Below are 25,024 nucleotides of genomic sequence, written 5' to 3' on the forward strand. Positions count from 1 at the left end.
GGCCCCTTGCTCAGGCCAGGGCCTGCAGGACCACCGCAGCGACGCGCGCCACCAGGGCGTCGTCGTACGCCGCGCCCGGATCGTTCCTCGCCGTGAGGATCGTCAGCACGACGGGCTCCCGTCCCGGCGGGGTGACGACCGCGATGTCGTTGCGGATGCCGGCGGCGCCGCCGGACTTGTCCGCGACGTCCCATCCCTGCGGTGCTCCCGCCCGGATGAGCGTGTCGCCCGTCGCGTTGTTGCTCATCCAGTCGATCAGGGCGGCGCGGTCGGGACGGCTCAGCACGGATCCGTCGAGGAGTCGCCCCAGAGCGGCGGTGAACGCGGCGGGGGTCGTCGTGTCGTCGGTGCTGCCGGGTTCGATCGTGTTGAGATCGGGCTCGTGGTTGACGACCCTCGTCGTGGTGTCGCCGAGCCGGGCCAGGAAGGCCTGCAGGTGCGCGGGACCACCCAGGTGGTCGAGCACCAGGTTCGCCGCGGCGTTGTCGCTCTCGCGCACCGCCGCCTCGGCCAGCTCCTGGAGCGTCAGGCCGTCGTCGACGTGCCGGCTCGCGACCGGGGCGTGGCCCGCCGAGGCGACGTCGTCGCGGGTCCAGGTCAGGCGTTCCCGTCGCTCGGCGGGGGTGGTCCGGTCGAGCAGGTGCGCGGCCAGCAGGGCCTTGTAGGTCGAGGCGTACCCGAAGCGCTCCCGGCTGCGGAACGTGACCGTGGTGCCGTCGCCGGTGTCCGTGGCGGCGACGCCGACCCGGGCATCGAACTCGCGCTCCAGCGAGCGCAGCTGGGTGCTCGCGTCGGGCGACGGCGGGACGTCCGCTGCCGGGGTCTGCTCCGCGGAGCCGGCGCCGCAGCCGGCCAGCGCGAGCGCTGCCGCACCAGCGGCGAGGAGCATGGGGACGCGGCGTCGGGTCGAGGTCATGTCGTGTCTCCGTCCTGTCGACGTCCGTGTCGAACGTCGTCGACTATGGCAACCGGCTGGTGATGAGCCGATCGGGCCATGCCGGCGGCCGTTAGGCTGGGGGGTGCGGGGCAACGGCCCGCGATCCCCCCGATGAAGGAGTCCGGTGACTGACCAGGTGACTGCGATCGTGCTGGCTGCAGGTGCCGGCACGCGGATGAAGTCCTCGCGAGCCAAGGTCCTGCACGAGATCGCCGGACGCAGCATGATCGAGCACGCGCTCATCGCGGTCGCCGGCGCCGGCGTCCACACGACCGTCGCGGTCGTCGGCCACGACCGCGAGCAGGTCTCGGCGGCCATCTCGGCGTACGACCCGTCGATCGTCCTGGCCGTGCAGGAGGTGCAGAACGGCACCGGCCACGCGGTGCAGGCCGCGCTGGAGGCCCTGGACGCACCGCCCACCGGCACCGTCCTGGTGACGTACGGCGACGTCCCGCTGCTGACGTCGCAGACGCTGTCCGAGCTCCTGGTCGATCATCGTGCGGCGGGACGCGCGGTCACGATCCTGACTGCCGAGGTCGACGATCCGACCGGCTACGGCCGCATCCTGCGGGACGCGGACGGCGCGGTGACCGCGATCCGCGAGCACCGTGACGCCTCGCCCGAGGAGCTCGCGGTGCACGAGATCAACAGCGGCATCCTGGCGGTCGACGCGCAGTTCCTGCGCCATGCGGTGGCGAGCCTCGAGTCGGGCAACGCGCAGGGCGAGCTCTACCTGACCGACATCGTGGGCAAGGCCGTCGCCGAGGGACGTCCGGTCGGCGCGCACGTCCTGGAGGACGTCTGGCAGACCGAGGGCGTCAACGACCGGGCACAGCTGGCCCGCCTCGGCCGCGAGCTCAACCGCCGGCTGACCCGGCAGTGGATGGCCGAGGGCGTCACGATGGTCGACCCCGAGACCACGTGGATCGACTCCGCCGTGACCCTGGCCCGCGACGTCACGCTCCTGCCGGGCACGCAGCTGCTCGGCGCGACGAGCGTCGCGGAGGGCGCCACGATCGGCCCGGACACGACCCTGCGCAACGTCGAGGTCGGCGAGAACGCCTCGATCATCCGCACCCACGGCTCCGATGCGGTCATCGGCGCCGGGGCGAACGTCGGCCCGTTCGCCTATCTGCGGCCCGGCGCCGAGCTCGGTGAGGACGGCAAGATCGGCACCTTCGTCGAGGTCAAGAACTCGGTCATCGGCACCAGCGCGAAGGTGCCGCACCTGACGTACGTCGGCGACGCCACGATCGGCGAGGGCGCCAACATCGGCGCCGGGACGATCTTCGCCAACTACGACGGCGTCCACAAGAACCGCACCACGATCGGCCGCCACGCCAAGACCAGCTCCAACAACACCTTCGTCGCCCCGGTGTCCGTGGGCGACGGCGCCTTCACCGGCGCCGGGGCCACGATCCGTCAGGACGTCCCGCCGGGGGCGCTGGCGGTGAGCGCCGGGTCACAGAGGAACATTGAGGGGTGGGTCGGCGCGAAGCGTCCCGGCTCACCGTCAGACGAAGCGGCGCGCACGGCGATCGCGGACAACAACCTGGAGGCCCCCGGTGAGTAGCCTGTCCAAGCGGACACCGACCCGCAACATGCTGCTGTTCTCGGGGCGCGCTCATCCGACCTTGGCCCAGGAGGTCGCCGACCTCCTGGAGATCTCGGTGGTCCCGACCACCGCTTACGACTTCGCCAACGGCGAGATCTACGTGCGCTTCGACGAGTCGGTGCGCGGTTGCGACGCCTTCGTGCTGCAGAGCCACGCCGCGCCGATCAACGAGGCGATCATGGAGCAGCTCATCATGATCGACGCGCTCAAGCGCGCCTCCGCCAAGCGGATCACCGTGATCCTGCCGTTCTACGGCTACGCCCGTCAGGACAAGAAGCACCTCGGCCGCGAGCCGATCTCGGCCCGCCTGATGGCCGATCTGTTCCTCACCGCAGGCGCCGACCGCCTGATGACGGTCGACCTGCACACCGCCCAGATCCAGGGCTTCTTCGACGGACCCGTCGACCACCTCCTGGCGATGCCGATCCTGACCCGGCACGTCAAGAAGCGGTACGGCAAGAAGGACCTCGCGGTCGTCTCGCCCGATGCGGGCCGCATCAAGGTCGCCGAGCAGTGGGCCAATGCCCTCGGCGGCGCGCCGCTGGCCTTCATCCACAAGACCCGCGATCCTCGCCGGCCGAACGAGTCGAAGGCCAACCGGGTCGTCGGCGACGTCGCCGGGCGGGTCTGCATCCTGGTCGACGACCTGATCGACACCGGCGGCACGATCGTCCAGGCCGCGGAGGCCCTGATGGCCGACGGCGCCGAGGCCGTCGTGATCGCCGCGACGCACGCGGTCTTCTCAGGCCCGGCCGTCGACCGGCTCAAGAACTGCGTGGCCACCGAGGTCATCGTCACCAACACGCTGCCGATCGCCGACGACAAGCGCTTCGACAAGCTCACGGTGCTCTCGATCGCCCCGCTGCTGGCCCAGGCCACTGCCGCGGTGTTCGAGGAAGGCTCGGTCACCAGCCTCTTCAAGAGCTGACGCCAACCAAAATTTGGCCCCTCAGCAACCGTTTCTTCCGCTTGTGCGGCATCGAACGGTTGCTGAGGGGCCAAATTTTGGTGCTAGCCGAGGATCGGCGGGGCGAAGGTCCGCGGCGCCGTCGCCACAGCTGTGCTGGGCGTCGGTTCGGTCGTCGGGACCGTGGGGGTCGGCGTGGGTGTTGGTTCGGTCGTCGGGACCGTGGGGGTCGGCGTGGGGGTCGGCTCGGTCGTCGGGACCGTGGGGGTCGGCGTGGGCGTCGGCTCGGTCGTCGGGACCGTCGGATCCGGCGCGGGGACAGCCGGCGGCGGGTCGTTGCGCTCGATGCGGATCTGACCGAAGTTGTGGTCGACGTTGTTGGCCATCGTCAGCGCACCCAGCACCGTGGGCTTGTAGGCGTGCTCCTTGATGGTGCTGTAGGCGAAGACCGTGATGGTCATGCCCGACTGCGGGCGGATCGTCCCGCCGATGCGGAACGTGCCGTCCTGGTTCGCGGGTCGCTCGTCGTGCACCTTGCCCCGGGCATCGGTCAGCCGGACGCTGATGTTCGGGATGCCGTATCCCTCGGTGGCATCGACGGCCTGGCCGGAGAACGTGCCGCCCCGGGTGCTCAGGTTGATCGTGGCATTGCGCTTCGCGCCGGCACGGATGCGACCGATGTTGAACGAGCCGCCGAAGTAGCCATTGGTGTCCGGCACCTGCAGGCGGTAGGAGCCGGGGGTGAGCCCGCGCAGCGACAGGTTGCCGGCAGAGACCTTCTGCACCCAGAACTCACCGGTCTTCTTGTTGACAGCGGTCACGAAGACCGTTCCTCGGACACGCGCTCCGCCGGCGGTCAGGAATCCGCGGATCAGGCCCGGCTTGGTGCGCAGGTCGAACGAGGCCTTGCGGAACGTGCGCAGCTTCACCGAGCGGATGAGCTTGCTCTTGCCGACGCGCCGCTTCTTGGCGTCGTAGGCGAACAACCGGTAGTCGTCCTTGGCCAGCCCGCCGAGCGCGTACTCACCGCGTTTGTTCGCCGTGACCTCGATGACCTGGCCGCCATTGCTGATCGCGCGCACGCGGGCCTTGGCCGCGCGCTTGCCCTGCACCTTGATCGTGCCGCCGATGGCACCGCCGCGACGCAGGCGGACGTTCTTCTGCACCGCCGACGAGCCGACGCGGGTGCGGACGTCGAGCTTCGCGGCATAGGCCTTGGTGTCGTACGCCGGGCGTCCGTCCACGAATTGCAGGTGATAGCTGCCCGGCCCCGGTGAGGTCATCTGGTAGACACCGTTGGAGCGCGTCTTGACCTCGCGGATGTACCCGAAGCCCTCGGTGAACAACCGCACCTTGATCCGGCCGATGGGCTTGCCGGTCGAGGCGTCGGTGACCCGGCCGAAGATCTGCGGTCGTGCGGAGGCCTCGGCGGGAGCGGAGACGGCGACGAGGGCACCGACCGCGAGGAGGATGGACAGCACGGCGGCCATCAGGGAACGACGTCCAGCGATCAGGTGTGACACGCGCGCGAGTGTACCGTTCCCAGGGGGCAGCCCGCGGGGGATTCCCGCGAGCCGTGAACCGCTGCGCCGATAGGATCGGCCTGCTCGAACCAGGCGCGCACAGCGGACACTGCACAACGGGCACTACAGGCGATGGAGGCTCGATGTCCGGAGTGCGTCACGGCACCCGTCCTCTGCTGCTCGCGGTGCCCGTCGTCCTCTTCGTGGCCGTCTTCGTCGCCGCCCGTCTGCTGGGCCAGGAGTCCCGCGGCGGGCAGGACGTCAACCCGTTCGCGGACCGGCAGCCCCTGGCCACGGCGGGCACCGCCGCGGCCGGCGCCGTCCCGACCGTGAGCGGCGATGACCAGCGCATCCTCGAGCGTCTCGCCGCCGTGCCACAGGCAACCTGGTTGACGCCGGAGGCGCATCCGGTCGGGCAAGTCGGCGCCTTCGTCGCCGGGCTCGCGGACAAGGGCCGCGCCACCGGGCGTGCCCCCGTGCTCGTGGTCTACGGCATCACCGATCGCGACTGCAGCGGCGGGCACTCCAGCGGCGGACTGTCCCCTGATGACTACCGGCAGTGGCTCGAACGCATCGCCGGGTCCATGGGCTCGGACGCCGTCGTGGTGCTGGAGCCCGATGCGCTGGCGACCGCCCCCGAGTGCGGGCGGGTCGATCAGCGCACCGCCCTGATCAGGGACGCCGTCGCAGTCCTGGCCGACGCCACGGTGTACATCGACGCGGGCCACTCCAACTGGATCGACCCGGCGGACATGGCGTCGATGCTCTCGGCGGCCGGCGTCGGCGACGCCCGCGGATTCTCCACGAACGTGGCCGCCTACGAACCGCTCGATGCCGAGAAGTCGTACGCCGAGGCCCTCAGCGCGGCGGTGGGCGGCGCGCACTACGTCATCGACACGGGCCGCAACGGCGCCGGCTCGAACGGGCAGTGGTGCAATCCGGCCGGCCGCGCGCTCGGGCGCGAGCCGGGGCCCGGTGACGGCGGTCGGCTCGATGCCTACCTGTGGATCAAGCCGCCGGGCGAGAGCGACGGCACGTGCGGCGGCGGCCCGGCTGCGGGGGTGTTCTGGACGGAACGCGCTCTGGAGATGGCGCGGGCAGCCGGCTGGTGAAAGTGGCGCCGGACCGACCCGTCGGACCGATAGGATCAGGGCCATGCCTGACCTGGAAGAGAAGCTCGCCGTCATCATCGAGGACGATGCCGACGTCCGTCACCTGCTCAAGACGGTGCTGACGCAAAGCGGCTTCCAGACCATCCTGACGACCAATGGCGAGGACGGCATCGAAGCCGTCCGTGCCCACAACCCGGTGCTGACCACGCTCGACGTGTCGATGCCGGGGATGGACGGTTTCGCCGCTGCCAAGCGCATCCGCGAGTTCAGCGGCACGTACATCATGATGCTGACCGCGCTCGCGGACGAGATCGACGTGGTGCAGGGGCTGGACTCCGGCGCCGACGACTACCTGCTCAAGCCCTTCCGCCCGCGGGAGCTCCGCGCCCGCATCGAGACGTTGCTGCGTCGCCCACGTGAGCGTGACGGCGTCCGTGGCGCCCTGGCCACCGCGCCGGCGCCCGTGGCCGTCTCCGCGCCGGCAGAGCCCGTGCCCCCCGCGCCCGTCGCCGTGGCTGAGCCGGTTCCGCAGCCGGCTGTCGTCGTCCAGGCACCCGTGGCGTCCGAGCCCGTCGTGGTTCCCGTGCGCGCGACCCGTCAGCCCGTCCACGAGTCGGCACCGGCCGTGGTCGACAGCACGCCGACCGCCGACGGCTGGCTGGAGCACCGCGGGCTGCAGCTCAACACCCAGACCCGGCACACCCGGGTCGACGGTCGCGGGGTCGAGCTGACCCGCAGCGAGTTCGACCTGCTGGCCACGCTCATGGCGTCCGGCCGGCGCGTGCGCAGCAAGGCCGACCTGGTGCTTGCCCTGCGGGGCGAGAGCTATGTGACCACGTACTACGTCAACGACGCCGACAAGCGCGCCGTCGAGGTCCACATGGCCAATCTGCGCCGCAAGATCGGCGACTCGTCCGCCACCCCGCGGTTCATCGAGACGGTCCGCGGCGTCGGCTACCGGCTCGCCTCGGACAGCGACACCGCCTGACCCAGTGGCCAGGCGGCGCCGGCGTCAGTTGGCGTTGACGGGGATGGGGACTGCCTCGGTGGGCTTGTCGGAGGCGAAGATCGCGATCGGTACCTTCTGGCGGATCGTCTCGCGGGTGTAGGACTTCGACCCCGGCGACCGCTGGATGCGCACCGTCGCCCGGAAGGTCAGATTGACCCCGTTGGTGTCGGCGGCGAGGTCACCGATCGGCTGGTTGCGCAGCTCGAAGGCGCCCTTCGGCGAGGTGATGAGCATGCCGTACTTGGACGTCAGCGGCTCCGGGTCCAGCGTGATGCTGGCGGCCTTGGCGTTCAGCGAGTAGGGCGACTGGACGGTTCCGGACGTCGTGGACGTGTCGGACTCGACCTCGATGCGGTCCAGGTAGACCTTGCGCTTGGTCTTGAACGGATCGCGCAGGTCCCGGTCCAGGTCATAGGCCTGGAAGGTGAACGAGAAGTACTTGTTGCCCGCCGGGTACCACTCGTTGGTGCGAGGGGTCGACTTGGTCGGGTAGAGGGTGTAGACGAAGTCGACCCCGTCGATGTCCACGTGCGACTGGAAGGTTCCGTCCCGCGTGAACTGGGAGTCGAAGAACACCGTGGGGGCGGGTGCCGGCGTCGCCGTCGGTGCCGGCTCGTCCTTCGACGCGGAGAACGTGTCGAGGCTGCAGGCGCTCAGCGCGGCCAGGGCTGCGACGGCGACGACGGCGGCCTTCGCGCGGCGGTGGAGGGCTGAGGTCACGGTGATGCTCCTGGTGATGCGGGGAACGGGGGGAAGGGTCGCTGTGGGGCGGCGCGAGTCGGTCACGTCGTGAAGCCCTTGTAGCGGCGGCACAGCTTGATCGCGAGCCACGCGGTCTGCAGGATCGTGATGATGCCCAGGCTCGTCCAACCCGCGAGCAGGACGGTGCTCTGGAGATCCTCCGAGAGCTGGGTCCAGATCGCGACGGCCGCTGACAGGGTGATGACGACCAGCGCGATCGGGCTCAGGTACGCCCAGCCGCCCGAGCCGCTCTCGGCCCTGGCCTGCAAGGCCCAGTTGTCGGTCTGGGAGCTGCTGAAGAACTTGGTCCAGGATCGGGCGAAGTGCCCCAGCCTGATCCACATGTACAGCTCCGCGGGCACCCAGAGCAGGGCGAACAGATAGTCGCGCCGGGTCGCCGACTCCATGCTGTGGGCGATCCGCAGGTTCAGCAGGGTCGCGACGATCGTGGGCACCAGCCAGAAGGCGAGGAACACGAACGCGTTCAGGATCAGCGAGCTGATGAGCAGGAAGAAGAACATCCAGCGGGTGCATCCGTTGATGACCATCGAGAAGTTCTCGAACCAACGCAGCCGCAGGTTCGGGTGCAAGGGCTGGCCCTTGGTGTCGCCGCGCTGCCCGGGCCACATCAGGTCGATGCCGCCGGTGTTCCACTTGACCTGCTGGGCGTCGAGGGAGCGCATGTCGTTCATGCCGCCGACGTTGGCGCGGGCCCGCGCGCTGATCTTGGTCAGGTAGCCGGCGCTCTTGATCTGCAGGGACAGCAGGGCGTCCTCGATCTCGCTGTCGCGCACCCACGGGTAGCGCTGGTGGGTCTGCTGCACGACCTTGCGCAGCGCCTCGGTCGAGAAGATCGAGTACTGGCCACCCAGCACCGCCATGTTGCGTCCGCGCAGCAGGTTCTGCATGTTGAAGGCCGCGAACTGGGCTCGCTGTCCGGCGATGAGGAACTTGCCCATCAGGGTGTCGACGCCGCTGTCGTCGATGCTGTAGATCGCCGAGATGCCGCCGATACGGTCGTCGTCTTGGATCTCCTGCACGAGGTACTCGATGGCGCGTGGGTCGGCGGTGGTGTCGCCGTCGACGCCCAGCAGGTAGTCCATGCCCTCGACCAGCGTGTAGCCGTAGTTGAGGGCGCCGACCTTCTTGTCGGGGTTCTCGCCGATGTCGTGCACGAAGATCTCGGTCATCTGCTCATCGCGGCCCTCGCCGCGGGTGTGCAGCCCGGCGTAGTGGCTGGCGATCTCGACCGTCGCATCGGTCGTGTTGTTGACGATGACGTGGATCGCGTCCGGCAGCAGGGTCTGGGCCAGCAGCGAGTCCAGGACGTCGGCGATGGCCTCTTCCTCGTTGTAGGCCGGTATGACGCAGCCGACCGTCGAGCGGTACGTCGGCAGTGCCTCGATGCCCGCCATGAAGTGACCGGCGTACTCGTCCATCGCCGGATGCACGGAGGGGGCGTGACCGATGCGATCGTTGCTCATGGGAGATGCTCCTGGGGACCGGGGACTGCGGAAGTGGTCCCAAGGCATCACCATGGCGGACCAGGATCAGGATTGGCGCAGGTCCGCCTCAGGATTGGATCAGTTCTTGACCGGCTCCGGTGATCCCAGGTTCGCCCGAGCCCGCTCGAGGTCGGCCGTCGCCTTGCTCAGCACCGCATCCAGGGTCGCCGGGGTGTCGGACGAGTGGCTGGTGCCGAAGCTCGCGGCGGTCCGCAGCTCCATGCCGTCGGCGACGGGGGCGTCGGTGAGTCCGGTCCGGATCGCGTCCACGACGGTCTGGGGGACGTCGGCGCGCAGCGCCAGCAGCAGGATCGCGAACCGTCCGGCCCCCAGGTGCCCGATCAGCGCCTCCGCCGGCACCCGGGAGCGCAGGATCTCCACGAACTGCACGAGCGCACGGTCGCCGCTCTCGCGGCCGAAGGCCGTGTTGAGCTCGTCGAGGTGGTCGATCTCGGCCAGCACCAGGCCCACGTGGGCCCCGGCGAGGGTCGCACGATCGATCCGGTCCCGGGCGTCCTCCCGGAAGGCGTCGGGGGCGAGGACGCCCAGATGGGAACGGCGGCTCGTCTCGCCGCTCATTGACCACCAGTTGCCGGCGCGCTCCACCCGCAGGGCCGACAGGCAGATCGCCGAGACCAGGAAGGCGCCGGTCAACGGCAGCGCGGTCGCCAGGAGATCCAGGTCCCGGATGTCCGAACCGGCCGCGGCGGCCGCGGCGAGTCCGGCCGCGATCACGAACCAGCCCCCCAGCAGGAAGAAGACGAACTGCAGGATGCGCGCGTTCAGATTGGTCCGCATCGGGCCCCGCAGCAACTCGGTGGCGGTCAGCCAGGCGAACAGCCCGGCCGTGCCCAGCTGGAGCGTTGTGCCGAGGGCGAGGTCGGGATCGGGATCCGACGATCGCAGCAGCGTCGGTGCGGCGACGACCAGCGCGGCCAGGACCGCCAGCCCGATCCAGGAGCGGCTGCGGCCGTTCAGCATCCGGCCACCGGCCCACATCGCGCCCAGCGCGAACACCGCGGATGCCTGACTGGTGGCGACGACCGGTGCGGGGGTCGAGCCGTCCGCGGCGTAGATGGCGTCCAGCCCGCTGCTGCACAGCATCGCGGCGAAGGCGGCCGTCCACGTGCGGTTGGCTGCGTCGTTGTGGCGCAGTGCCGACGTGGTGGCGAACACCGCGGACACGATCGTGATCGGCAGGACCCGCGCGATCAGCAGCGTCTCCAGGTCCAGGTCCATGGTCATCAGCTCTCCTCGGCGTGGCGGTCGGCCACGGTGAACGGGGACATCGGCTCGATGCCCTGGGGGACGGTCACGACGACCTCGGTGCCGCGATCTGGTGCGCTGTCGACCTCGATGGTCCCGCCGTGGCGCACCACGATGTCGCGCGAGATGCTCAGGCCCAGGCCGGTGCCGTGCATCGTGGAGCCGCGTACCGACTCGGCGCGGTAGAACCGTTCGAACAGCCCCTTCTGCTCCTCGAGGGTCATGCCGCGACCGGTGTCGGCGACGCGGATCTCGACGGCGGTGTCGCCGTCGCGGGGCAGGAGGCGGGTCGCGACGGTGATGCGACCGCCGCTGCGGTTGTACTTGACGGCATTGGACAGCAGGTTGTCGACGACCTGGCGCAGCCGGAACGCGTCGACCTGCGCGTGGACGTGATCGGCGATGTCGAGCTGGATCGAGATCAGCCGCTCGGTCGACAAGGGCCGGATCGCGTCGACCGACTCGAGCACCAGCGCGGACACGTCGCAGCGCGACGGACGCAGCGCGATGGCATTGCTCGGGCTCGTGGACCGGGCCGCGAGCAGGTCGTTGACCAGGGAGTTGAGTCGTTGCGCATTGGTCAGCGCGACCTCGAGCATCTCCCGCGTGGGCGCGGGGAGACCGTCGGACTCCAGGGCCAGGTCGACATAGCCCAGGACCGAGCTCAGCGGCGTGCGCAGCTCGTGCGACATCGACGTCACCAGGTCGTCCCGGTCCGTGATGGCCCGCACCTCGGCGGAGACGTCGCGCAGCACCACCACGACCCGGTCGATCTCGTCGCGGTCGTCACGCAGCAGTCGTGCGGAGACGTCGATCGTGAACCGGGTGCCGGTGCGGTGGCCGATGCAGTAGGTCTGGTTCTCCACGGTCTCGCCGGCCAGCAGCCGCAGGTGCGGGAACTCCGCCAGCGGGAGGGGAGTGATCTTGTCGGCCCGGTAAAGCGGGAACCGGTGCCACGGGGTGGACTCGGGCAGCCCGAGCTGGTTCAGCAGCGACCGGGACGCCCGGTTGGACGCCATCGTCCGGCCGTTGCGGTCCAGGCTGATGACGGCGAACTCCACGGCGTCGAACGCCTCGCGCAGGGTCGCCTCCTGGCGGCGGGCCCGACGCAGGGCCTTCTCGAGCATCTGCGTCTGCCGCCTCAGCAGCACCCGCTGGGACTCGACCCGCCGTGACGCCGCGTGCGTGACGCCCGCGACGAAGGCGAGTGTCACCGACAGGCTGATCGCCGAGATCGTGTTGGGCGGAGTGCCCGGCGGGACGTAGAGGTCGAGCTCCACGAGCAGGGCGTGGGGCAGCAGGATGAGGCTCGTGAGCGCGGGCCCGGCCACGTACCCCGCGCGGCCGAATGACGTCGCCAGCCAGATGACCGGAAAGATCATGAGCACGCCGAAGCCGCTGTCGGGCACCGCGAGGCGCAGCAGCGCGAGGGCCACGATGTCCAGCAGCGGGATGACCATCTGCCAGCCGAGTGCGATCCGCAGCCACGGGACGACGGCCGATGCGATCGTCACCCACAAGAGCGCGGTCAGGCCGAAGAAGAACGCGGCGCTCTCGGCCAGCACGCGGTCCGACAGCGCGACCGAGACGCAGACGATGAGCCCCACGGCACCGGCGAGCAGGATCTGCGAGCGGAAGACGCTGTCGCCGAACCCGGACGGGCTGATGTGGCGCGACCGATCGCGGACCGGGGACGCCTGCATGTGCGCAGCGTACCGTGAGCCGGGGCCGCCCCAGGGGAGTTTCTCGTGCGTGCCGGGCTGCGTTAGACTGGTGCGGTTGCCTCGGCGAGGGTTCCTCTGTGGACCGTGATCGACAGGGCGCTCCACAGGAGTGCTGTGTCGAGCGCCCTCGACACGGCGACGTCCGACGTTCGATCCACCGATGACGTAATCAAACAGGAGTTCCCTCGTGGCCGAGATCAAGATCGCCGCTGAAGCACGTACCGAGTTCGGCAAGGGTGCCGCCCGCCGCATCCGCCGTGAGGACAAGGTCCCCGTCGTCCTGTACGGACACGGTGCCGACCCGGTCCACCTGACGGTCCCGGGCCACCAGCTCATGCTGGCGCTGAAGAACTCCAACGCCCTGCTGGCGATCGAGGCCGGCTCGGACCGCCACCTGGCCATCCCCAAGCAGGTCCAGCGCGACCCGCTGAAGGGCTTCATCGAGCACGCCGACCTGCTGATCGTCCGCAAGGGCGAGAAGGTCGTCGTCGACGTCCGCATCGTCCCCGTCGGCGATGCCGTCAGCGGCAACCTGGTGGTCCTCGAGAACGCGACGATCTCCGTCGAGGCCGAGGCCACCCACATCCCCGAGTCCTTCGAGATCTCGATCGAGGGCCTCACCGGTGGCGACCAGATCCTGGCCAAGGACATCGAGCTGCCCGAGGGCTCGTCGCTCGCCGTCGACGAGGACCTGCTCATCGTCAACGTCACGTCCGCGCCCACCGAGGCGCAGCTCGAGGCCGAGCTGGCCGAGGCCGAGGCCGAGGCCGGCATCGAGCACGACGCCCCGGAGTCGGACGCTCCGGCCGAGGCTGAGGCGCCCGCCGAGTCGGAGTGACCTGGTTGGTCGTCGGGCTCGGCAACCCGGGCCCGACGTACGCCAGCACCCGGCACAACATCGGCTACATGGTGGCCGATGCCTTGGCGCTCCGCATGGGCGGAACCGCCAAGAACCCGGGCTGGAAGAAGCACAAGTCCGGTCGTGCCGACGTGGTCGAGGGACGTCTCGCCGGTGAGCGGGTCGTCCTCGGCCGCTCGCGGTCGTACATGAACGACAGCGGCGGCGCGGTCTCGACGCTCGCGAAGTTCTACGACGTCGAGCCCGATCACGTCATCGCGATCCACGACGAGCTCGACATCGACTTCGGCATGCTGCGGGTCAAGCTCGGTGGTGGCGACAACGGCCACAACGGGCTCAAGTCGATGCGCGCATCGCTCGGGACCGGCGACTTCTACCGGATCCGCGTGGGCATCGGCCGTCCGCCGGGACGGATGGACGTGCACGACTTCGTGCTGAAGCCGTACAGCTCCACCGAGCGCAAGGACCTGCCGACCTACATCGAGGAGGCCGCCGATGCGGTCGAGAGCCTCATGACGGCCGGCCTGGAGCGCACCCAGAGCACGTTCAACCGCTGATTCCGCACCGCCCTGAGCGGTTTGCGGATATTTGACGACCTCGCGAGAGCCTGTCCCTGCACATATTTCGGGGATCATGCTGCGGGGTGGGAAAGTGACGGCAGTCGAGCTCGGCGCGGAGCACGCGGGAGTCCGCGCGATGACCGGCGAGGGAACGTTGGCGGACGCAGCAGTGGGCGTCCGGCGCAGGACGCGGCAGTGGGTGCGAGCGAGGATGCAGCCCTACGCCGTCGCCTGCCTCACGGCGGCCGGTGCGGCTGCGGCCCTGACCGGCAGCGCGGGTCCCGTCGTGTGGGCAGCGGCCGGCGTCGTGGCCATCGCGATGGCGCTGGAGCTCGCGACCGCCCGACCCGCCACGCGGCGCCCCGGCACCGGTCCGGTCAAGCGACTGGGCCTGGCGGCCGGTGGAGCGCTCCTGGCCGCGTCGTCATTCGCGTGGCTCACGCCCGGCCAGACGCGTGCCGAGGCGGTCACCGTGATCGCGGCGTGCGCCGCATTCCTGATCGGTGCCCGGCTGGCGGGGGCCTCCCGCGGTCCGCGCACCGTGCTGGTCGTCGGTGGACGGGTGGGGGCGGCCCAGCTCATCACGCAGTGGGCCTCGTGCCGGGACGTGTCGGTGTCCGGTGTCTGCCTGCCCGATCACGTGGGCGAGGCCATGGAGCCGATCCTCGACGTCCCGGTCGTCGGCTCGCTCGACGACGTCGGGGCGGCCGCCGCCCGCCTCCGCGTGGACGAGGTGGTCGTCGCCCCCGGTCCGCTGCTCACCGCGTACGACGTCCGCCGGCTGAGCTGGTCGCTGGAGCGGGAGTCGGTGGGACTGTCGGTGGTCGCCGAGATGGACGGCATCGCGCCGCGTCGCATCGTCCCCCAGGTGATCGGGCACCGCGTCCTGATGTCGGTTCATCCCGGCGGGCGGTCCGGTCCGGCGCTGGGGGCCAAGGCCGTGCTGGACCGCGTGGGCGCCGCCGTCCTGCTGGTGCTGCTGGCGCCGGTGCTCGCGGCGCTGGCGATCATGGTGCGCCGTGACTCACCGGGCCCTGCGCTGTTCCGGCAGACCCGGGTCGGCCTGGACGGGAGCCTGTTCGAGGTCCTGAAGTTCCGCACCATGGTCGTGAACGCCGAGTCGATGCTGCCCGCGCTGCTGGCGGTGAACGAGGCCGCCGGCCCGTTGTTCAAGATGGCGTCGGATCCGCGCACGACCCGCATCGGCCGGCTCCTGCGCAGCACCTCCCTGGACGAGCTGCCGCAGCTGGTGAACGTCGTCAAGGGACAGATGTCGCTGGTCGGCCCTCGTCCCAGCCTGCCGACCGAGGCGATGCTGTACGACGAGTGGATCCATCGGCGGCTGAGCGCCAAGCCCGGCATGACCGGCGCCTGGCAGGTGGGCGGCCGCTCCAACCTGAGCTGGTCGGAGTCGGTCCGGCTCGACATCGACTACGTGGACAACTCGCGGCTGCGCGATGATCTGTGGATCGCCATGAGGACGGCGCGTGTGGTGATGACGCGCGACGGCGCGGTGTGAGTCTCGCCGACGTCCGCCGGATCGTGCTCGTGGCCGAGGCGGTCCTGCTGTCCGTGGTCCTGGCCGCGGTCCTGCTGCGCGGGGGCGGGTCCGACGACGGTCCTGATGCCAGTGCGGCGGTGGCCCGGACCACCGCCCCGCCGGACGCGGAGCGGGCCGCCGACGACGCCTCGGAGGTCATCAAGGAGTCCGAGCGTCCGCCGGCGGAGGAGGCGACCGATGTGGGCCCGGCTGCCGAGGACATGTCCGGGCCGCTGACGCTGCCCCCCATGCTGCCCACGTCGACCGTGGTGCGCAGCGGGGTGTCGTCGAGCAAGGGATTCCTGCAGGTCTCCCTGGTGGCGACCGACGACCGCTCGCCCGAGCAGGTGCTCGCGGCGTATCGGCGCATGCTGGGGGACCGCGGCTTCGTCGAGTCGAGCGTGCCGGCCGTGGGCGGTTCGACCGCTGCCGGCTTCGCGCACGGCGCCGAGCACCTGACCGTGACGACGACGCCGGACGGCCGCCGCACGAAGTACTCGCTGCTGGGCAGGCTCCGGGTCTCCGGGTGACACATGTACATCTCGATCGGTGATCGCCCGCCGGGCGCCCGGGGCGCAGCACCGGGCCGGCGGGTCAAGGTGGCGCCGGTCGTGGTGTCGCTCGGCCTGGTCAGCCTGCTGACCGACATCTCGTCCGAGTCGGTTGCGGCGATCCTGCCGCTGTACCTGACGACCGTGCTCGGCCTGTCACCCGTGGCGTACGGCTTCCTCGACGGTCTCTACCAGGGAGCCAGCGCCCTGGTCCGGATCGCGAGCGGCTGGGCGGCCGACCGCGGTGGGCATCCCAAGTGGGTGGCCTTCCTGGGCTACGGCCTGTCGGCGGTGACCAAGCTGGGTCTGCTGGTCGCCAGCGGGTTCGCGGCCGTCACGGCGGTGGTGGCGGTCGATCGCGTCGGCAAGGGGATCCGGACGGCTCCGCGCGACGCCATGATCGCGGCGTCGACGCCGCCGTCCCACCTCGGGCGGGCCTTCGCGGTGCACCGCACCCTCGACACGGTCGGTGCGGTGATGGGTCCGTTCATCGCGTTCGCCATCTTGTGGGCGGTTCCGGACGGCTACACGACGGTCATGATCGTCTCCTTCGCCTTCGCCCTCGTCGGTCTCGCGCTGCTCGGGCTGCTGGTGCCGGACGAACGGCTGCAGCCCGGCCCCGCTGCCGAGCGCGCGCCGTTCCGGTGGCGCGAGGTCTGCGATCCCCGGCTGACCAAGCTGCTCCTCGCCGCAGGCGGGCTCGGGCTGCTGACGGTCGGCGACGGGTTCATCTACCTGGCCCTGCTGGACCGGGGCGGGTTCGCCGCCACCTGGTTCGCCCTGCTGTACGTCGGCACGAACCTGGCCTATCTTGCCTTCGCGGTGCCGTTGGGGCGGCTGGCCGATCGTGTCGGCCGGGCGCGGGTGCTCATCGCCGGGCACGGGGCGTTGGTCCTGACCTATGCGTGCGCGGCGTTGCCGCTGGGCGGAGTGGTGGTGGTCATCGTCCCGCTGCTGCTGCTCGGGGCGTTCTACGCGGCGACCGACGGGGTGCTGGCCGCCGTGGCGGGCCGCCTGGCCGCGCCCGAGGTCAGGGCCAGCGGGATCGCCTGCGCGCAGACCGTCGTCGCGGTGGTCCGCCTCGTCGCCTCGACCGGTTTCGGGGTGCTGTGGTTCACCATCGGTCCCCAGCGGGCCCTGCTCACCGTCGCGGCCCTGCTGCTGGTCGTGGTGGTCGCGACCTATGCGTGGGCCAAGGACCTCGACGAACCCGAACCCGGCCGCGCCTGAGGTGCTCCCGTCCCGCGGGTCAGGCCTGGGCGGCGATCCCGCGCGCCGGGACGCTGCCGACCTGACGCAGCAGCCGTGCCTTGACCGCCGGCCGCAGCCGCAGCTCGAAGGCGTCCCGCACGGCGCGGTTGCGCAGCTCGTAGCCGCCGGGGCCGACGCGCAGGACACCCAGGTCCGAGAGCTCGTCGAGGCTCGCCTGGATGTCCCCGAAGCGATCGGGCCGGTCCTGGTCTGCGTGGGCGATCTCGCGCAACAGGTCGCCCGAAGCGGGGCGGTCGAGGACGGCCAGCAGCTGGCACAGCTCGGTCTCCGCCACGCTCAGCTGCTCCAGGATCGTCCGGAAGTAGTTGCCCATCGGGAAGGCACCCGCATAGGCACTGGGATCGTTGTACAGATCGACCCCGCTGGTCGTCGAGATGATCCAGCCCGAGGAGATCCAGTCCCTGAGCACCGCGACGGCGCGACCGGCGAGCCGGTCGCTCTGCTCGGCCAGCTCGGCCAGCAGCCGGGGGGACGGGACGCAGGACAGGGAGGCGGTCGCCAGCGCGACCAGACCGCGGTCGGAGAGGGGACCGACCGAGACGCGGTGCACCGCGATCGGACCGTCGGACAGCTGCGCGGTCAGCAGGTCACCGGCTTCGTCCGACGTGATCACCACGATGACGCGGGGGACGGCCGCGTCGACGCCGCTGAAGAAGGTCCTCAGCAGATCCACGTCGGTGGCCGGGTCGTTGTCGGTCGGGCCCCACACGGTGATGTCGGAGCGGCGGTGGCTCGCGAGGCGGGTGAGCCGGTGGGCGGCCGACGTGCGCGGGCCGTCCTCGATCAGGTGCCGCAGGTGCGCGTGCTCGACCGTCGCCACGGCGGCGTCCAGCAGGGCGCCGCGGCCCGATCCGTTCGGACCGGTCAGGCACACCACATCGCATCCGTCGCCGGCGATCGCGGCGCGGATGTCTGCCGCGAGCGACGACACCGAAGCACTGTCGCCGATGAACGGGCGACTGCCCGTGTCGGCGGCGGGCTCGGACGAGAGCAGCTGGATGTGCAGCGCCCTGCTCTGCGGAGAGGGATCGGCGCCGAGCTCCTGGGACAGGCACACCCGCAGGTGCTCGAAGGCACGCAGCGCCAGCTCGGTCTCACCGAGCGCCAGGTGGGCCTGCATCAGGGTGCGGTGCGGGCGTTCGAAGCACGGGTCCTCGGCGATCGCCAAGGTCGAGAAGTCGATCGCGTCGCGCATCCACTGCAGCTTGAGGGCCGACTCCCCGGCGTCGGCCAGGATCGACTGGCGGCTGATCAGCAGCGAGTCGCGGGTCTGGGTCGCCCAGAAGCTCTTGTCGTCGTACGCGCGGAAGTCCGCGATGTAGAGCGCCTCGGTTTCTCGAGCCAGTGACACCACACGGGCGTGGTCGCCGGCGTGCAGCGCTGCGCTGAGGTCGTGGGCGGCGCTCTGGAATGCGGTGACGTCGGCCCACGCATTGCGAAGGACCAGACCGCCGAGGTGACGTTCGATGCACGGCTCGTCCAGCACGTGACGCACTCGCGAGACCGCGGTGCGGAGGCTGGCGCGGGCCTTGTCCTCCTCGACGTCGGGCCACAGCTTGTCGATGATGCTGTGCACGCTGACGGTGCGGTTGTTGTTGAGCGCGAGCAGGCGCAGCAGGTCCGTGGTCTTGCCCGTGCTCCACTCGTCCGCCTCGACGACATCCCCGTTCGAGCGACGAACGAAGAACCTGCCGAACATACGAATCTCGATGCGATCGTGCATGTGGCGAACCTCCGGGCTTGCTGCCTGGGTCCGGTTGTCTCGACCGTCTCGTCAGCGGGTTTTCACGCCCTGCTGGTGTGTGCCCTGGCACGTGCAAATGAATGGAATTTCATCCAGATTACGACTCGGATTCCGGTGTGTCGGGCGAATGCGAATATTGCCGCGATTGTGACCAACCGCCTGCAAGCACAGGGTATTTGGTCCCTCTTTGACGCTGCCTTGACGGCGCGCCCCCATCATGGGTGCCACGGGAGCGACCGCGTCGCTTCCGTTCACGGAGGCTTCCGTGGAGCGAGGCAGTCATCGCCCCGAGGGTGTCGTCTCGCCGCGGGAGAGGGAGGCTGTGCGGTACCCCTGGTGCCGCGCAGCCTCCTGCTTCTTCGCTCGCCGACAGGGGTGGCCGGCTTTGACGGAAATTTTCTCGCACCGTGCAGTAATGAGCCGATCCACCTTGGGGCTGGACATCGGATCGTGCTGGGGGCACGGCGCCGATGCGTCATGGCTCCGCCGTGCACATCCAGGGAGCCATGCATGATCGATCACGGAACAGGCGAGCCACGTTCGCCGCGTCGGGCCAGCCGGCTCGTCGTCGCGCCGCACGTCGGCGACGAGACGCTGGGCTGTGGCGGGCTGCTCGCCCGGCATCACGATGACGCGGCGGTCGTGATCCTCGCCGAGCCCGATGAGCGGCGCAAGGAGCAGCTGGTCGCCGCCCAGCACGCGCTGGGCCGGCCACCGGCCACCGTGCTCGGATTCTCCAGGCGCCATCTGGGCGAGGACATGGACCTGCTCGTCGGCATGCTGGCCGACCTGCTCCGGATCGTGCAGCCCTCGATGCTGTACCTGCCGTTCCCGTCCAACCACCACGACCGTGCGGTCGCATACGAGGCCGGCATGCGTGCTGTCCGTGCCCCACACGGGCACGGGGCGCGCCCAGGTCCGACGGTCCTGGTGTACGACGTGGGTGCGGTCGAGGTGCCCGAGTACGCCGAGGACGTCCGCTGGGGCGTCCACGAGCAGCTGGACGAGCGCGACCTCGAGCGCAAGATCGCCGCCGCGGTCGCCTACGGGTCGCCGCTGGCCGGTGGCCTGCGCAAGAACGCCCACGTCGTGGGGGAGGTCCACCACGTCGCATGGGCCGAGCAGTTCGCGGTGGTGCGCAGGTCGCCGGGTGCCCGGGTGGCGCGCGCGGCCGAGACCGTGGGCAGCACCTCATGATCATCACCGGTCACCAGGCAGACCTGCTCCCGCGGTCGGAGTTCTGGTACAAGATGGCGAAGGCCGATCTGTTCGACCTGAGGATCTACGACCCGCTCGAGGCACGCGGCTTCCAGCGCCGGGTCATGATGCGCGGCCGGTGGGCCTCGATCCCGATCATCGCGGGCCCGCCCGGCTCGCTGATCTCCGAGGCGCGGATCATCCCGGAGGAGACCCGTGAGGCGCTGCGGGCGGTCGTGACGGAGCGATACCGCGACGCCAAGCACTGGTCACGGCACGGTCCGACGATCCTGGCGATGATCGACGACATCCACACCGAGCACCTGTGGCAGCTGAACCTTCAGCTGATCCTCGGCGTCCGGGAGGTGCTGGGCATCCGCACACCGGTGTCCATCGCGCCGCCGCCGGCCGGGACCGGCGTCACCGACCTGATCTCGGTCATGCACCAGTACAACGCGACGAGCTACCTGTCAGGCACCGAGGGCCGCGCGTACGTCGACGATGACGAGAGCTACCGCGACAGCGGCGTGCAGATCACCTGGTCGACCCACCGGCCGGTCACCGGGGACTCGATCCTGTCGGTGCTGATGGACTACGACGACCCGATGTCGGTCGTGATGGCCGAGGAGCCCTGGCTCGTCCATGCGTCCCCGGCCGGACCCGTCGGCAGCCGGCGACGGGTGTGACGAGCCGTGGACGTCTCATGATCTTCGGAGTCATCTGCGCGGTGGCGCTGACCGGCGCCGGGGCGTGCGTCGTCATCGCGGTCCAGCGGGCCGCGGCGCGCGCCGACGCCCCACCGAAGGTCACCGTCACCCCCGCCGAGGCGCTGGAGGGCGAACCGCGGGTCGTGTTCCGCAACACCGAGATCGGGTCGCGGTACGGACTGGTGTCGGTCGTGAGCCTGGCGGACCCCGACGGCCCACGGGCCTTCACCGATGTCGCGTGCGACCGGGTGTACGCCGCGGCGGGGACGACCAGCTGCCTGCGGGTCAAGCGGGGACTGGCCACGACGTTCGAGGCCGTGCAGCTGGACGCCGACTGGAATCAGGTCGAGTCCTGGGGCCTGCCGGGCGTACCGAGTCGGACCCGTGTCTCGGCCGACGGCACGCTGGTGGCCACGACCTCGTTCGTGACCGGCCACTCGTACATGCAGGTCGGCTTCTCGACCGCGACGGACATCCGCGAGGTCGGCGGCAAGGACCTGGGCAACCTGGAGGAGTTCACGCTGGTCGTGAACGGCCGACGGGTCCGACCCGCCGACCGCAACATCTGGGGCGTCACGTTCGCCCGTGACGACAACACCTTCTACGCGACCGTGGCGACCGGTGGCACGACGTACCTGGCCCGCGGCGACCTGTCGGCGCGCACGCTGACGACGCTGCACGCGGGCGCCGAGTGCCCGTCCCTCTCGCCCGACGGCCGGCGGGTCGCCTTCAAGCACGACGTGGGCGGCTCCACCCCGCGGTGGCAGGTCGTCGTCCTGGACCTGGCATCGGGAGCGGAGACGACGCTGGACGGCGAGACGCGCAGCGTCGACGACCAGGTCGAGTGGCTCGACGACGACTCGCTGCTGTACGGGCTGCCCCGTGACGGCGAGGCCGGCGTGAGTGACATCTGGCAGATCAAGACCACCGCCGGCGCCGCGCCCTCGATCTTCATCGAGCAGGCGTGGTCCCCGTCGATCGTGAGGAGCTGAACATGGCCACTGACCTGCAGGGCGACGGACACGACGCCGCGACGGGAGCGGACCGCATCGCTCGCGTGGAGGCCTTCGGGGCGGCGGCGCAGGTGCGCCGGCTCCTCGCAGTCGGCCGCCGGGGACTGCCACTGGGGTACGACGCCGACACCGGTCAGTTCGCCCAGACGGTGCGACGCTCGGACGGGCCGGGAGGCCGGCCCCGCCCGGAGGGGGCCAGCCTGCGTTACGCGGCCATGGCAGCACTCGGGCTGTCGCGACTGGATGCCTCGCAGCAGCGCGCCGTGCTGGGCGGGACCACGGCCGCCGAGCTGGCCCGCGCGACGGGGGTGCTCGCCCGGGAGCAGGACGATCCGGGCGCCGTCGCCCTGGCGGCCTGGGCCGTGGCCGAGACGGCGGGCACGATCGACACGGCGCTGTTCTCCCGCCTCGGCGCGACGATCTCCAGCGGCCGTCCGCTCGAGACGGTCACGGTGTCGTGGATCGTGACGGCTGCCGTCGCGGCGGGCGGGGAGCTGCTCGCGATGGGGGAGGCGATGAGTGCTCGCCTGCTGGCGGCGCAGGGCGCCGAGGGGATCTATCCGCACGTCGTGCCGGCCACCGCACAGAACCGGTGGCGCCGGCACGTCGGCTCGTTCGCCGACCAGGTCTACCCGATCCAGGCCCTCGCCAGGATGTCCCGGGCGTCGGGGGACGCAGCGCTGCTGCGGGCCGCCGATGCGACGGCATCCCGCCTCTGCGAGCTCCAGGGGCCGGACGGCCAGTGGTGGTGGCACTACGACGCCCGCACGGGGGACGTCGTGGAGCGGTATCCGGTCTACAGCGTCCACCAGCACGCGATGGCGCCCATGGTGCTGTTCGACCTGGTGGAGGCCGGCGGCACGGACCACACGTCCGAGATCGTCCGCGGGCTGCGCTGGTTGGAGGATCACCCCGAGGTGGACGAGCCGCTCGTCGCCGACGCCGCAGGGCTCATCTGGCGCAAGGCCGGCCGGCGTGAGCGGGCCAAGGCCGTGCGTCGGCTCTCCGCGGTGACCACCGCGATCCGTCCCGGGATGCACCTGCCCGGCCTGGACCGGGTATTCCCGGCCAGTCGCGTCGACCACGAGTGCCGGCCGTACGAGCTCGGATGGCTCCTGTACGCCTGGCTCCCCGCGCGGGGGGTGACGGCATGACCGCCCTGATCGGCCGGCACCCGCGGCGGGACCTGTTCGGCCTGCGGATCGACGCGATGACGCTCGACGCGGTCGTCGAGCTGGCCGATGTGGCGATACGGACGCGCCGGCGGCTGCTCGTGGGCGTCGTGAACGCGGCCAAGATCGTCCACCTCCGCTCGGACCCGCTGCTGAGGAGCTCGCTCCTGGAGTGTGATGTGCTGCTGGCCGACGGCCAGTCGGTCGTGTGGGCGAGCCGCCTGCTGGGGGAGCCGTTGCCCGAGCGGGTCGCCGGCATCGACCTGTTCGAGCAGCTGCTGGCCCGCGCGGACCGCGACCGCCGCTCGGTGTACCTCCTGGGCGCCACACCCAGCGTCCTGGACGCGGTCGAGACGGCCGTGGACACCCGATGGCCGGGGGCCCGGGTCGTGGGCAGCAGGGACGGCTACTTCGATGCGAGCCAGTCGGGCGAGGTCGCCGCGTCGATCGCGGCGTCCGGCGCCGACATGCTGTTCATCGCGATGCCGTCGCCGAAGAAGGAGATCTTCCTCGGGACCTACGGGGCGACGCTCGGAGTGCCGGTCATGCACGGCGTCGGTGGCTCCTTCGACGTCATCGGCGGCCTCACCAGGCGTGCCCCCGCGCGCTGGCAGCGATGGGGCCTGGAGTGGCTCTACCGCGTGCTGCAGGAGCCCGGCCGGCTCTGGCGTCGCTACCTGACCACCAACACCGCATTCATGGCGCTGCTGCTCAGAGAGCGGGTCCGCAGGACCACCCCGTACGTCCCAACCTCCACCACCGCCAAGGAAGGCACCGCACATGAATGAGATCTTCGAGGGACGGGTCGCGATCATCGGCCTGGGCTACATCGGGCTGCCGACGGCGGTGGCCCTGGCGACCCGCGGCGTCGAGGTCGTCGGCGTCGACGTCAACGAGGCCACCGTGAAGGCCATCGCGAACGGGGAGGTGCCGTTCATCGAGCCGGACCTCGCGGTCGGCGTCAGCGGAGCGGTGGCGATGGGCTCGCTCACCGCCACGACGGTGACGCCCGAGGCGGATGCGTTCATCATCGCCGTCCCCACGCCGTTCCTGGACAACCACGAGGCCGACATGTCGTACGTCCGTTCGGCGGTCGAGCAGATCGCGCCGCGGCTGCGCGGTGGCGAGATCATCGTGCTGGAGTCGACCTCGCCCCCGGGCTCGACCGAGAACGTGAGCCGGTGGCTCGAGGAGCTGCGCCCCGACCTCAACCCCGCGCACGCCTCGGAGGGACTGCCCGACCTGCACGTCGCGCACTGCCCCGAGCGGGTCCTGCCGGGCAAGATCATGATCGAGATGATCACCAACGACCGGGTCGTCGGAGGGATCACCCAGGAGTGCGCACGCAAGGCCGCCTCGATCTACCGGGTCTTCTGCCTCGGCGAGATCCTGCTGACGGATGCGGCCAGCGCCGAGATGTCCAAGCTGGTCGAGAACGCCTACCGCGACGTCAACATCGCCTTCGCCAACGAGCTGTCCCTGATCAGCGAGGACCTCAACCTGGACGTCTGGGAGGTCATCAAGCTCGCCAACCACCACCCGCGCGTCAACGTCCTCACGCCCGGACCGGGCGTCGGCGGTCACTGCATCGCGGTCGATCCGTGGTTCATCGTGGGTGCGTCGCCGGACCTGACCCCCCTGATCCGGGCGGCCCGGGCGATCAACGACTCGAAACCCCACCACGTGGCCGATCAGCTGATCGTCAAGACCGCACGGTTCCGCGAACCGACGGTCGCGTGCCTCGGGCTGGCCTACAAGCCGAACATCGACGACCTGCGCGAGAGCCCTGCGGTCGCGATCGTCGACGAGATCGCCGCAGCTCTGCCCGATCTGGACATCCGGGTCGCCGAGCCCTTCATCCACGTGCTGCCGGCGGCTCTCTCGGGGCATGACAACGTGCAGCTCCAGCCGGCCACCAGCGCCATCGCCGACGCCGACATCGTGCTGCTCCTGGTCGACCACGACCACTTCAAGTCGCTCAGCCGGTCGCGTCTCGAGGGCAAGGTCGTCTACGACACCCGCGGCGTGTGGCGATAGGGGCCGGTCCGGCCCACCAGATGAAGGAGAACC

The 25,024-nt window shown here is 70.6% G+C and carries 22 protein-coding genes; 15 read left to right on the plus strand and 7 right to left on the minus strand.

What is annotated here, in order from left to right; translation table 11 throughout:
- Positions 1 to 10: 10 nt before the first annotated feature.
- Complete coding sequence (bla, locus tag NQV15_RS03365; RefSeq protein ID WP_232398193.1) at positions 11 to 916, minus strand: class A beta-lactamase; 906 nt, start codon at positions 914 to 916, stop codon at positions 11 to 13.
- Between the two features lie 145 nt (positions 917 to 1,061).
- Here bla and glmU point away from each other — a divergent pair, with 145 nt between their 5' ends.
- The gene (glmU, locus tag NQV15_RS03370; protein WP_232398194.1) at positions 1,062 to 2,510 is read left to right on the plus strand and encodes a bifunctional UDP-N-acetylglucosamine diphosphorylase/glucosamine-1-phosphate N-acetyltransferase GlmU; all 1,449 of its coding nucleotides are present in this window, start codon (positions 1,062 to 1,064) and stop codon (positions 2,508 to 2,510) included.
- Positions 2,503 to 3,480, plus strand: coding sequence for a ribose-phosphate diphosphokinase (locus NQV15_RS03375; protein ID WP_306459360.1), 978 nt, complete (start codon positions 2,503 to 2,505; stop codon positions 3,478 to 3,480). The genes glmU and NQV15_RS03375 overlap by 8 nt, the downstream gene beginning before the upstream one ends.
- A gap of 83 nt (positions 3,481 to 3,563) precedes the next feature.
- On the opposite strand, the gene NQV15_RS03380 is transcribed toward NQV15_RS03375, so the two are convergent.
- A complete protein-coding gene (locus NQV15_RS03380) occupies positions 3,564 to 4,982 on the minus strand; it encodes an MSCRAMM family protein (protein ID WP_232398195.1) in 1,419 nt (472 codons plus the stop codon).
- 143 nt (positions 4,983 to 5,125) lie between these two features.
- Between NQV15_RS03380 and NQV15_RS03385 the strand changes: the two genes are divergently transcribed.
- Together NQV15_RS03385 and NQV15_RS03390 are read left to right on the plus strand one after the other, a co-directional pair.
- Positions 5,126 to 6,094 (plus strand): glycoside hydrolase family 6 protein, encoded by a 969-nt coding sequence (locus tag NQV15_RS03385; RefSeq protein ID WP_232398196.1) that lies wholly within the window; start codon positions 5,126 to 5,128, stop codon positions 6,092 to 6,094.
- Positions 6,095 to 6,137: 43 nt separating this feature from the next.
- Positions 6,138 to 7,082 carry a response regulator transcription factor gene (locus tag NQV15_RS03390; RefSeq protein WP_232398197.1) on the plus strand — a complete coding sequence of 315 codons (945 nt, stop codon included), beginning with the start codon at positions 6,138 to 6,140 and terminating at the stop codon, positions 7,080 to 7,082.
- 24 nt (positions 7,083 to 7,106) lie between these two features.
- On the opposite strand, the gene NQV15_RS03395 is transcribed toward NQV15_RS03390, so the two are convergent.
- The 4 genes from NQV15_RS03395 to NQV15_RS03410 all read right to left on the minus strand — a co-directional run bounded on the left by NQV15_RS03395 (position 7,107) and on the right by NQV15_RS03410 (position 12,318).
- Positions 7,107 to 7,823, minus strand: a complete 717-nt coding sequence (locus NQV15_RS03395; protein WP_232398198.1) for a hypothetical protein — start codon at positions 7,821 to 7,823, stop codon at positions 7,107 to 7,109.
- A 62-nt stretch (positions 7,824 to 7,885) separates the two neighbouring features.
- The gene (locus NQV15_RS03400) at positions 7,886 to 9,328 is read right to left on the minus strand and encodes a glycosyltransferase family 2 protein (RefSeq protein ID WP_232398199.1); all 1,443 of its coding nucleotides are present in this window, start codon (positions 9,326 to 9,328) and stop codon (positions 7,886 to 7,888) included.
- A 99-nt stretch (positions 9,329 to 9,427) separates the two neighbouring features.
- The gene (locus NQV15_RS03405) at positions 9,428 to 10,594 is read right to left on the minus strand and encodes a GGDEF domain-containing protein (RefSeq protein WP_232398200.1); all 1,167 of its coding nucleotides are present in this window, start codon (positions 10,592 to 10,594) and stop codon (positions 9,428 to 9,430) included.
- Positions 10,594 to 12,318 carry a sensor histidine kinase gene (locus tag NQV15_RS03410; protein WP_232398201.1) on the minus strand — a complete coding sequence of 575 codons (1,725 nt, stop codon included), beginning with the start codon at positions 12,316 to 12,318 and terminating at the stop codon, positions 10,594 to 10,596. Before NQV15_RS03410 ends, NQV15_RS03405 begins: the two co-directional genes overlap by 1 nt.
- Before the next feature lie 208 nt (positions 12,319 to 12,526).
- Here NQV15_RS03410 and NQV15_RS03415 point away from each other — a divergent pair, with 208 nt between their 5' ends.
- The 5 genes from NQV15_RS03415 to NQV15_RS03435 all read left to right on the plus strand — a co-directional run bounded on the left by NQV15_RS03415 (position 12,527) and on the right by NQV15_RS03435 (position 17,079).
- Positions 12,527 to 13,177 (plus strand): 50S ribosomal protein L25/general stress protein Ctc, encoded by a 651-nt coding sequence (locus NQV15_RS03415; RefSeq protein WP_232398202.1) that lies wholly within the window; start codon positions 12,527 to 12,529, stop codon positions 13,175 to 13,177.
- Positions 13,174 to 13,755, plus strand: coding sequence for an aminoacyl-tRNA hydrolase (gene pth / locus NQV15_RS03420; RefSeq protein WP_232398203.1), 582 nt, complete (start codon positions 13,174 to 13,176; stop codon positions 13,753 to 13,755). Before NQV15_RS03415 ends, pth begins: the two co-directional genes overlap by 4 nt.
- A 94-nt stretch (positions 13,756 to 13,849) precedes the next feature.
- Positions 13,850 to 15,277: an exopolysaccharide biosynthesis polyprenyl glycosylphosphotransferase gene (locus NQV15_RS03425; RefSeq protein WP_232398204.1), complete on the plus strand. Its 1,428-nt coding sequence runs from the start codon at positions 13,850 to 13,852 to the stop codon at positions 15,275 to 15,277.
- On the plus strand, positions 15,274 to 15,828 hold the full coding sequence (locus NQV15_RS03430; protein WP_232398205.1) for a hypothetical protein: 555 nt from the start codon (positions 15,274 to 15,276) through the stop codon (positions 15,826 to 15,828). Before NQV15_RS03425 ends, NQV15_RS03430 begins: the two co-directional genes overlap by 4 nt.
- Positions 15,829 to 15,831: 3 nt before the next feature.
- A complete protein-coding gene (locus NQV15_RS03435; protein WP_232398206.1) occupies positions 15,832 to 17,079 on the plus strand; it encodes an MFS transporter in 1,248 nt (415 codons plus the stop codon).
- Between the two features lie 19 nt (positions 17,080 to 17,098).
- Here NQV15_RS03435 and NQV15_RS03440 read toward each other — a convergent pair whose 3' ends face one another.
- Positions 17,099 to 18,844 carry an AfsR/SARP family transcriptional regulator gene (locus NQV15_RS03440; protein WP_232398207.1) on the minus strand — a complete coding sequence of 582 codons (1,746 nt, stop codon included), beginning with the start codon at positions 18,842 to 18,844 and terminating at the stop codon, positions 17,099 to 17,101.
- Between the two features lie 531 nt (positions 18,845 to 19,375).
- Here NQV15_RS03440 and NQV15_RS03445 point away from each other — a divergent pair.
- The 6 genes from NQV15_RS03445 to wecC are packed head-to-tail and all read left to right on the plus strand — an operon-like array spanning position 19,376 to position 24,991.
- The gene (locus NQV15_RS03445; RefSeq protein ID WP_232398208.1) at positions 19,376 to 20,062 is read left to right on the plus strand and encodes a PIG-L deacetylase family protein; all 687 of its coding nucleotides are present in this window, start codon (positions 19,376 to 19,378) and stop codon (positions 20,060 to 20,062) included.
- On the plus strand, positions 20,059 to 20,748 hold the full coding sequence (locus tag NQV15_RS03450; RefSeq protein WP_232398209.1) for a WbqC family protein: 690 nt from the start codon (positions 20,059 to 20,061) through the stop codon (positions 20,746 to 20,748). Before NQV15_RS03445 ends, NQV15_RS03450 begins: the two co-directional genes overlap by 4 nt.
- A 17-nt stretch (positions 20,749 to 20,765) precedes the next feature.
- A complete protein-coding gene (locus NQV15_RS03455; protein ID WP_232398210.1) occupies positions 20,766 to 21,761 on the plus strand; it encodes a TolB-like translocation protein in 996 nt (331 codons plus the stop codon).
- 2 nt (positions 21,762 to 21,763) lie between these two features.
- Positions 21,764 to 22,936 carry a hypothetical protein gene (locus tag NQV15_RS03460; protein WP_232398211.1) on the plus strand — a complete coding sequence of 391 codons (1,173 nt, stop codon included), beginning with the start codon at positions 21,764 to 21,766 and terminating at the stop codon, positions 22,934 to 22,936.
- Positions 22,933 to 23,742 (plus strand): WecB/TagA/CpsF family glycosyltransferase, encoded by an 810-nt coding sequence (locus tag NQV15_RS03465; protein WP_232398212.1) that lies wholly within the window; start codon positions 22,933 to 22,935, stop codon positions 23,740 to 23,742. The genes NQV15_RS03460 and NQV15_RS03465 overlap by 4 nt, the downstream gene beginning before the upstream one ends.
- Positions 23,735 to 24,991 carry a UDP-N-acetyl-D-mannosamine dehydrogenase gene (wecC, locus tag NQV15_RS03470; protein WP_232398213.1) on the plus strand — a complete coding sequence of 419 codons (1,257 nt, stop codon included), beginning with the start codon at positions 23,735 to 23,737 and terminating at the stop codon, positions 24,989 to 24,991. The genes NQV15_RS03465 and wecC overlap by 8 nt, the downstream gene beginning before the upstream one ends.
- Positions 24,992 to 25,024: the final 33 nt, after the last annotated feature.

It is taken from the genome of Aeromicrobium wangtongii (genome assembly GCF_024584515.1).
GTDB classification, from domain to species: domain Bacteria; phylum Actinomycetota; class Actinomycetes; order Propionibacteriales; family Nocardioidaceae; genus Aeromicrobium; species Aeromicrobium wangtongii.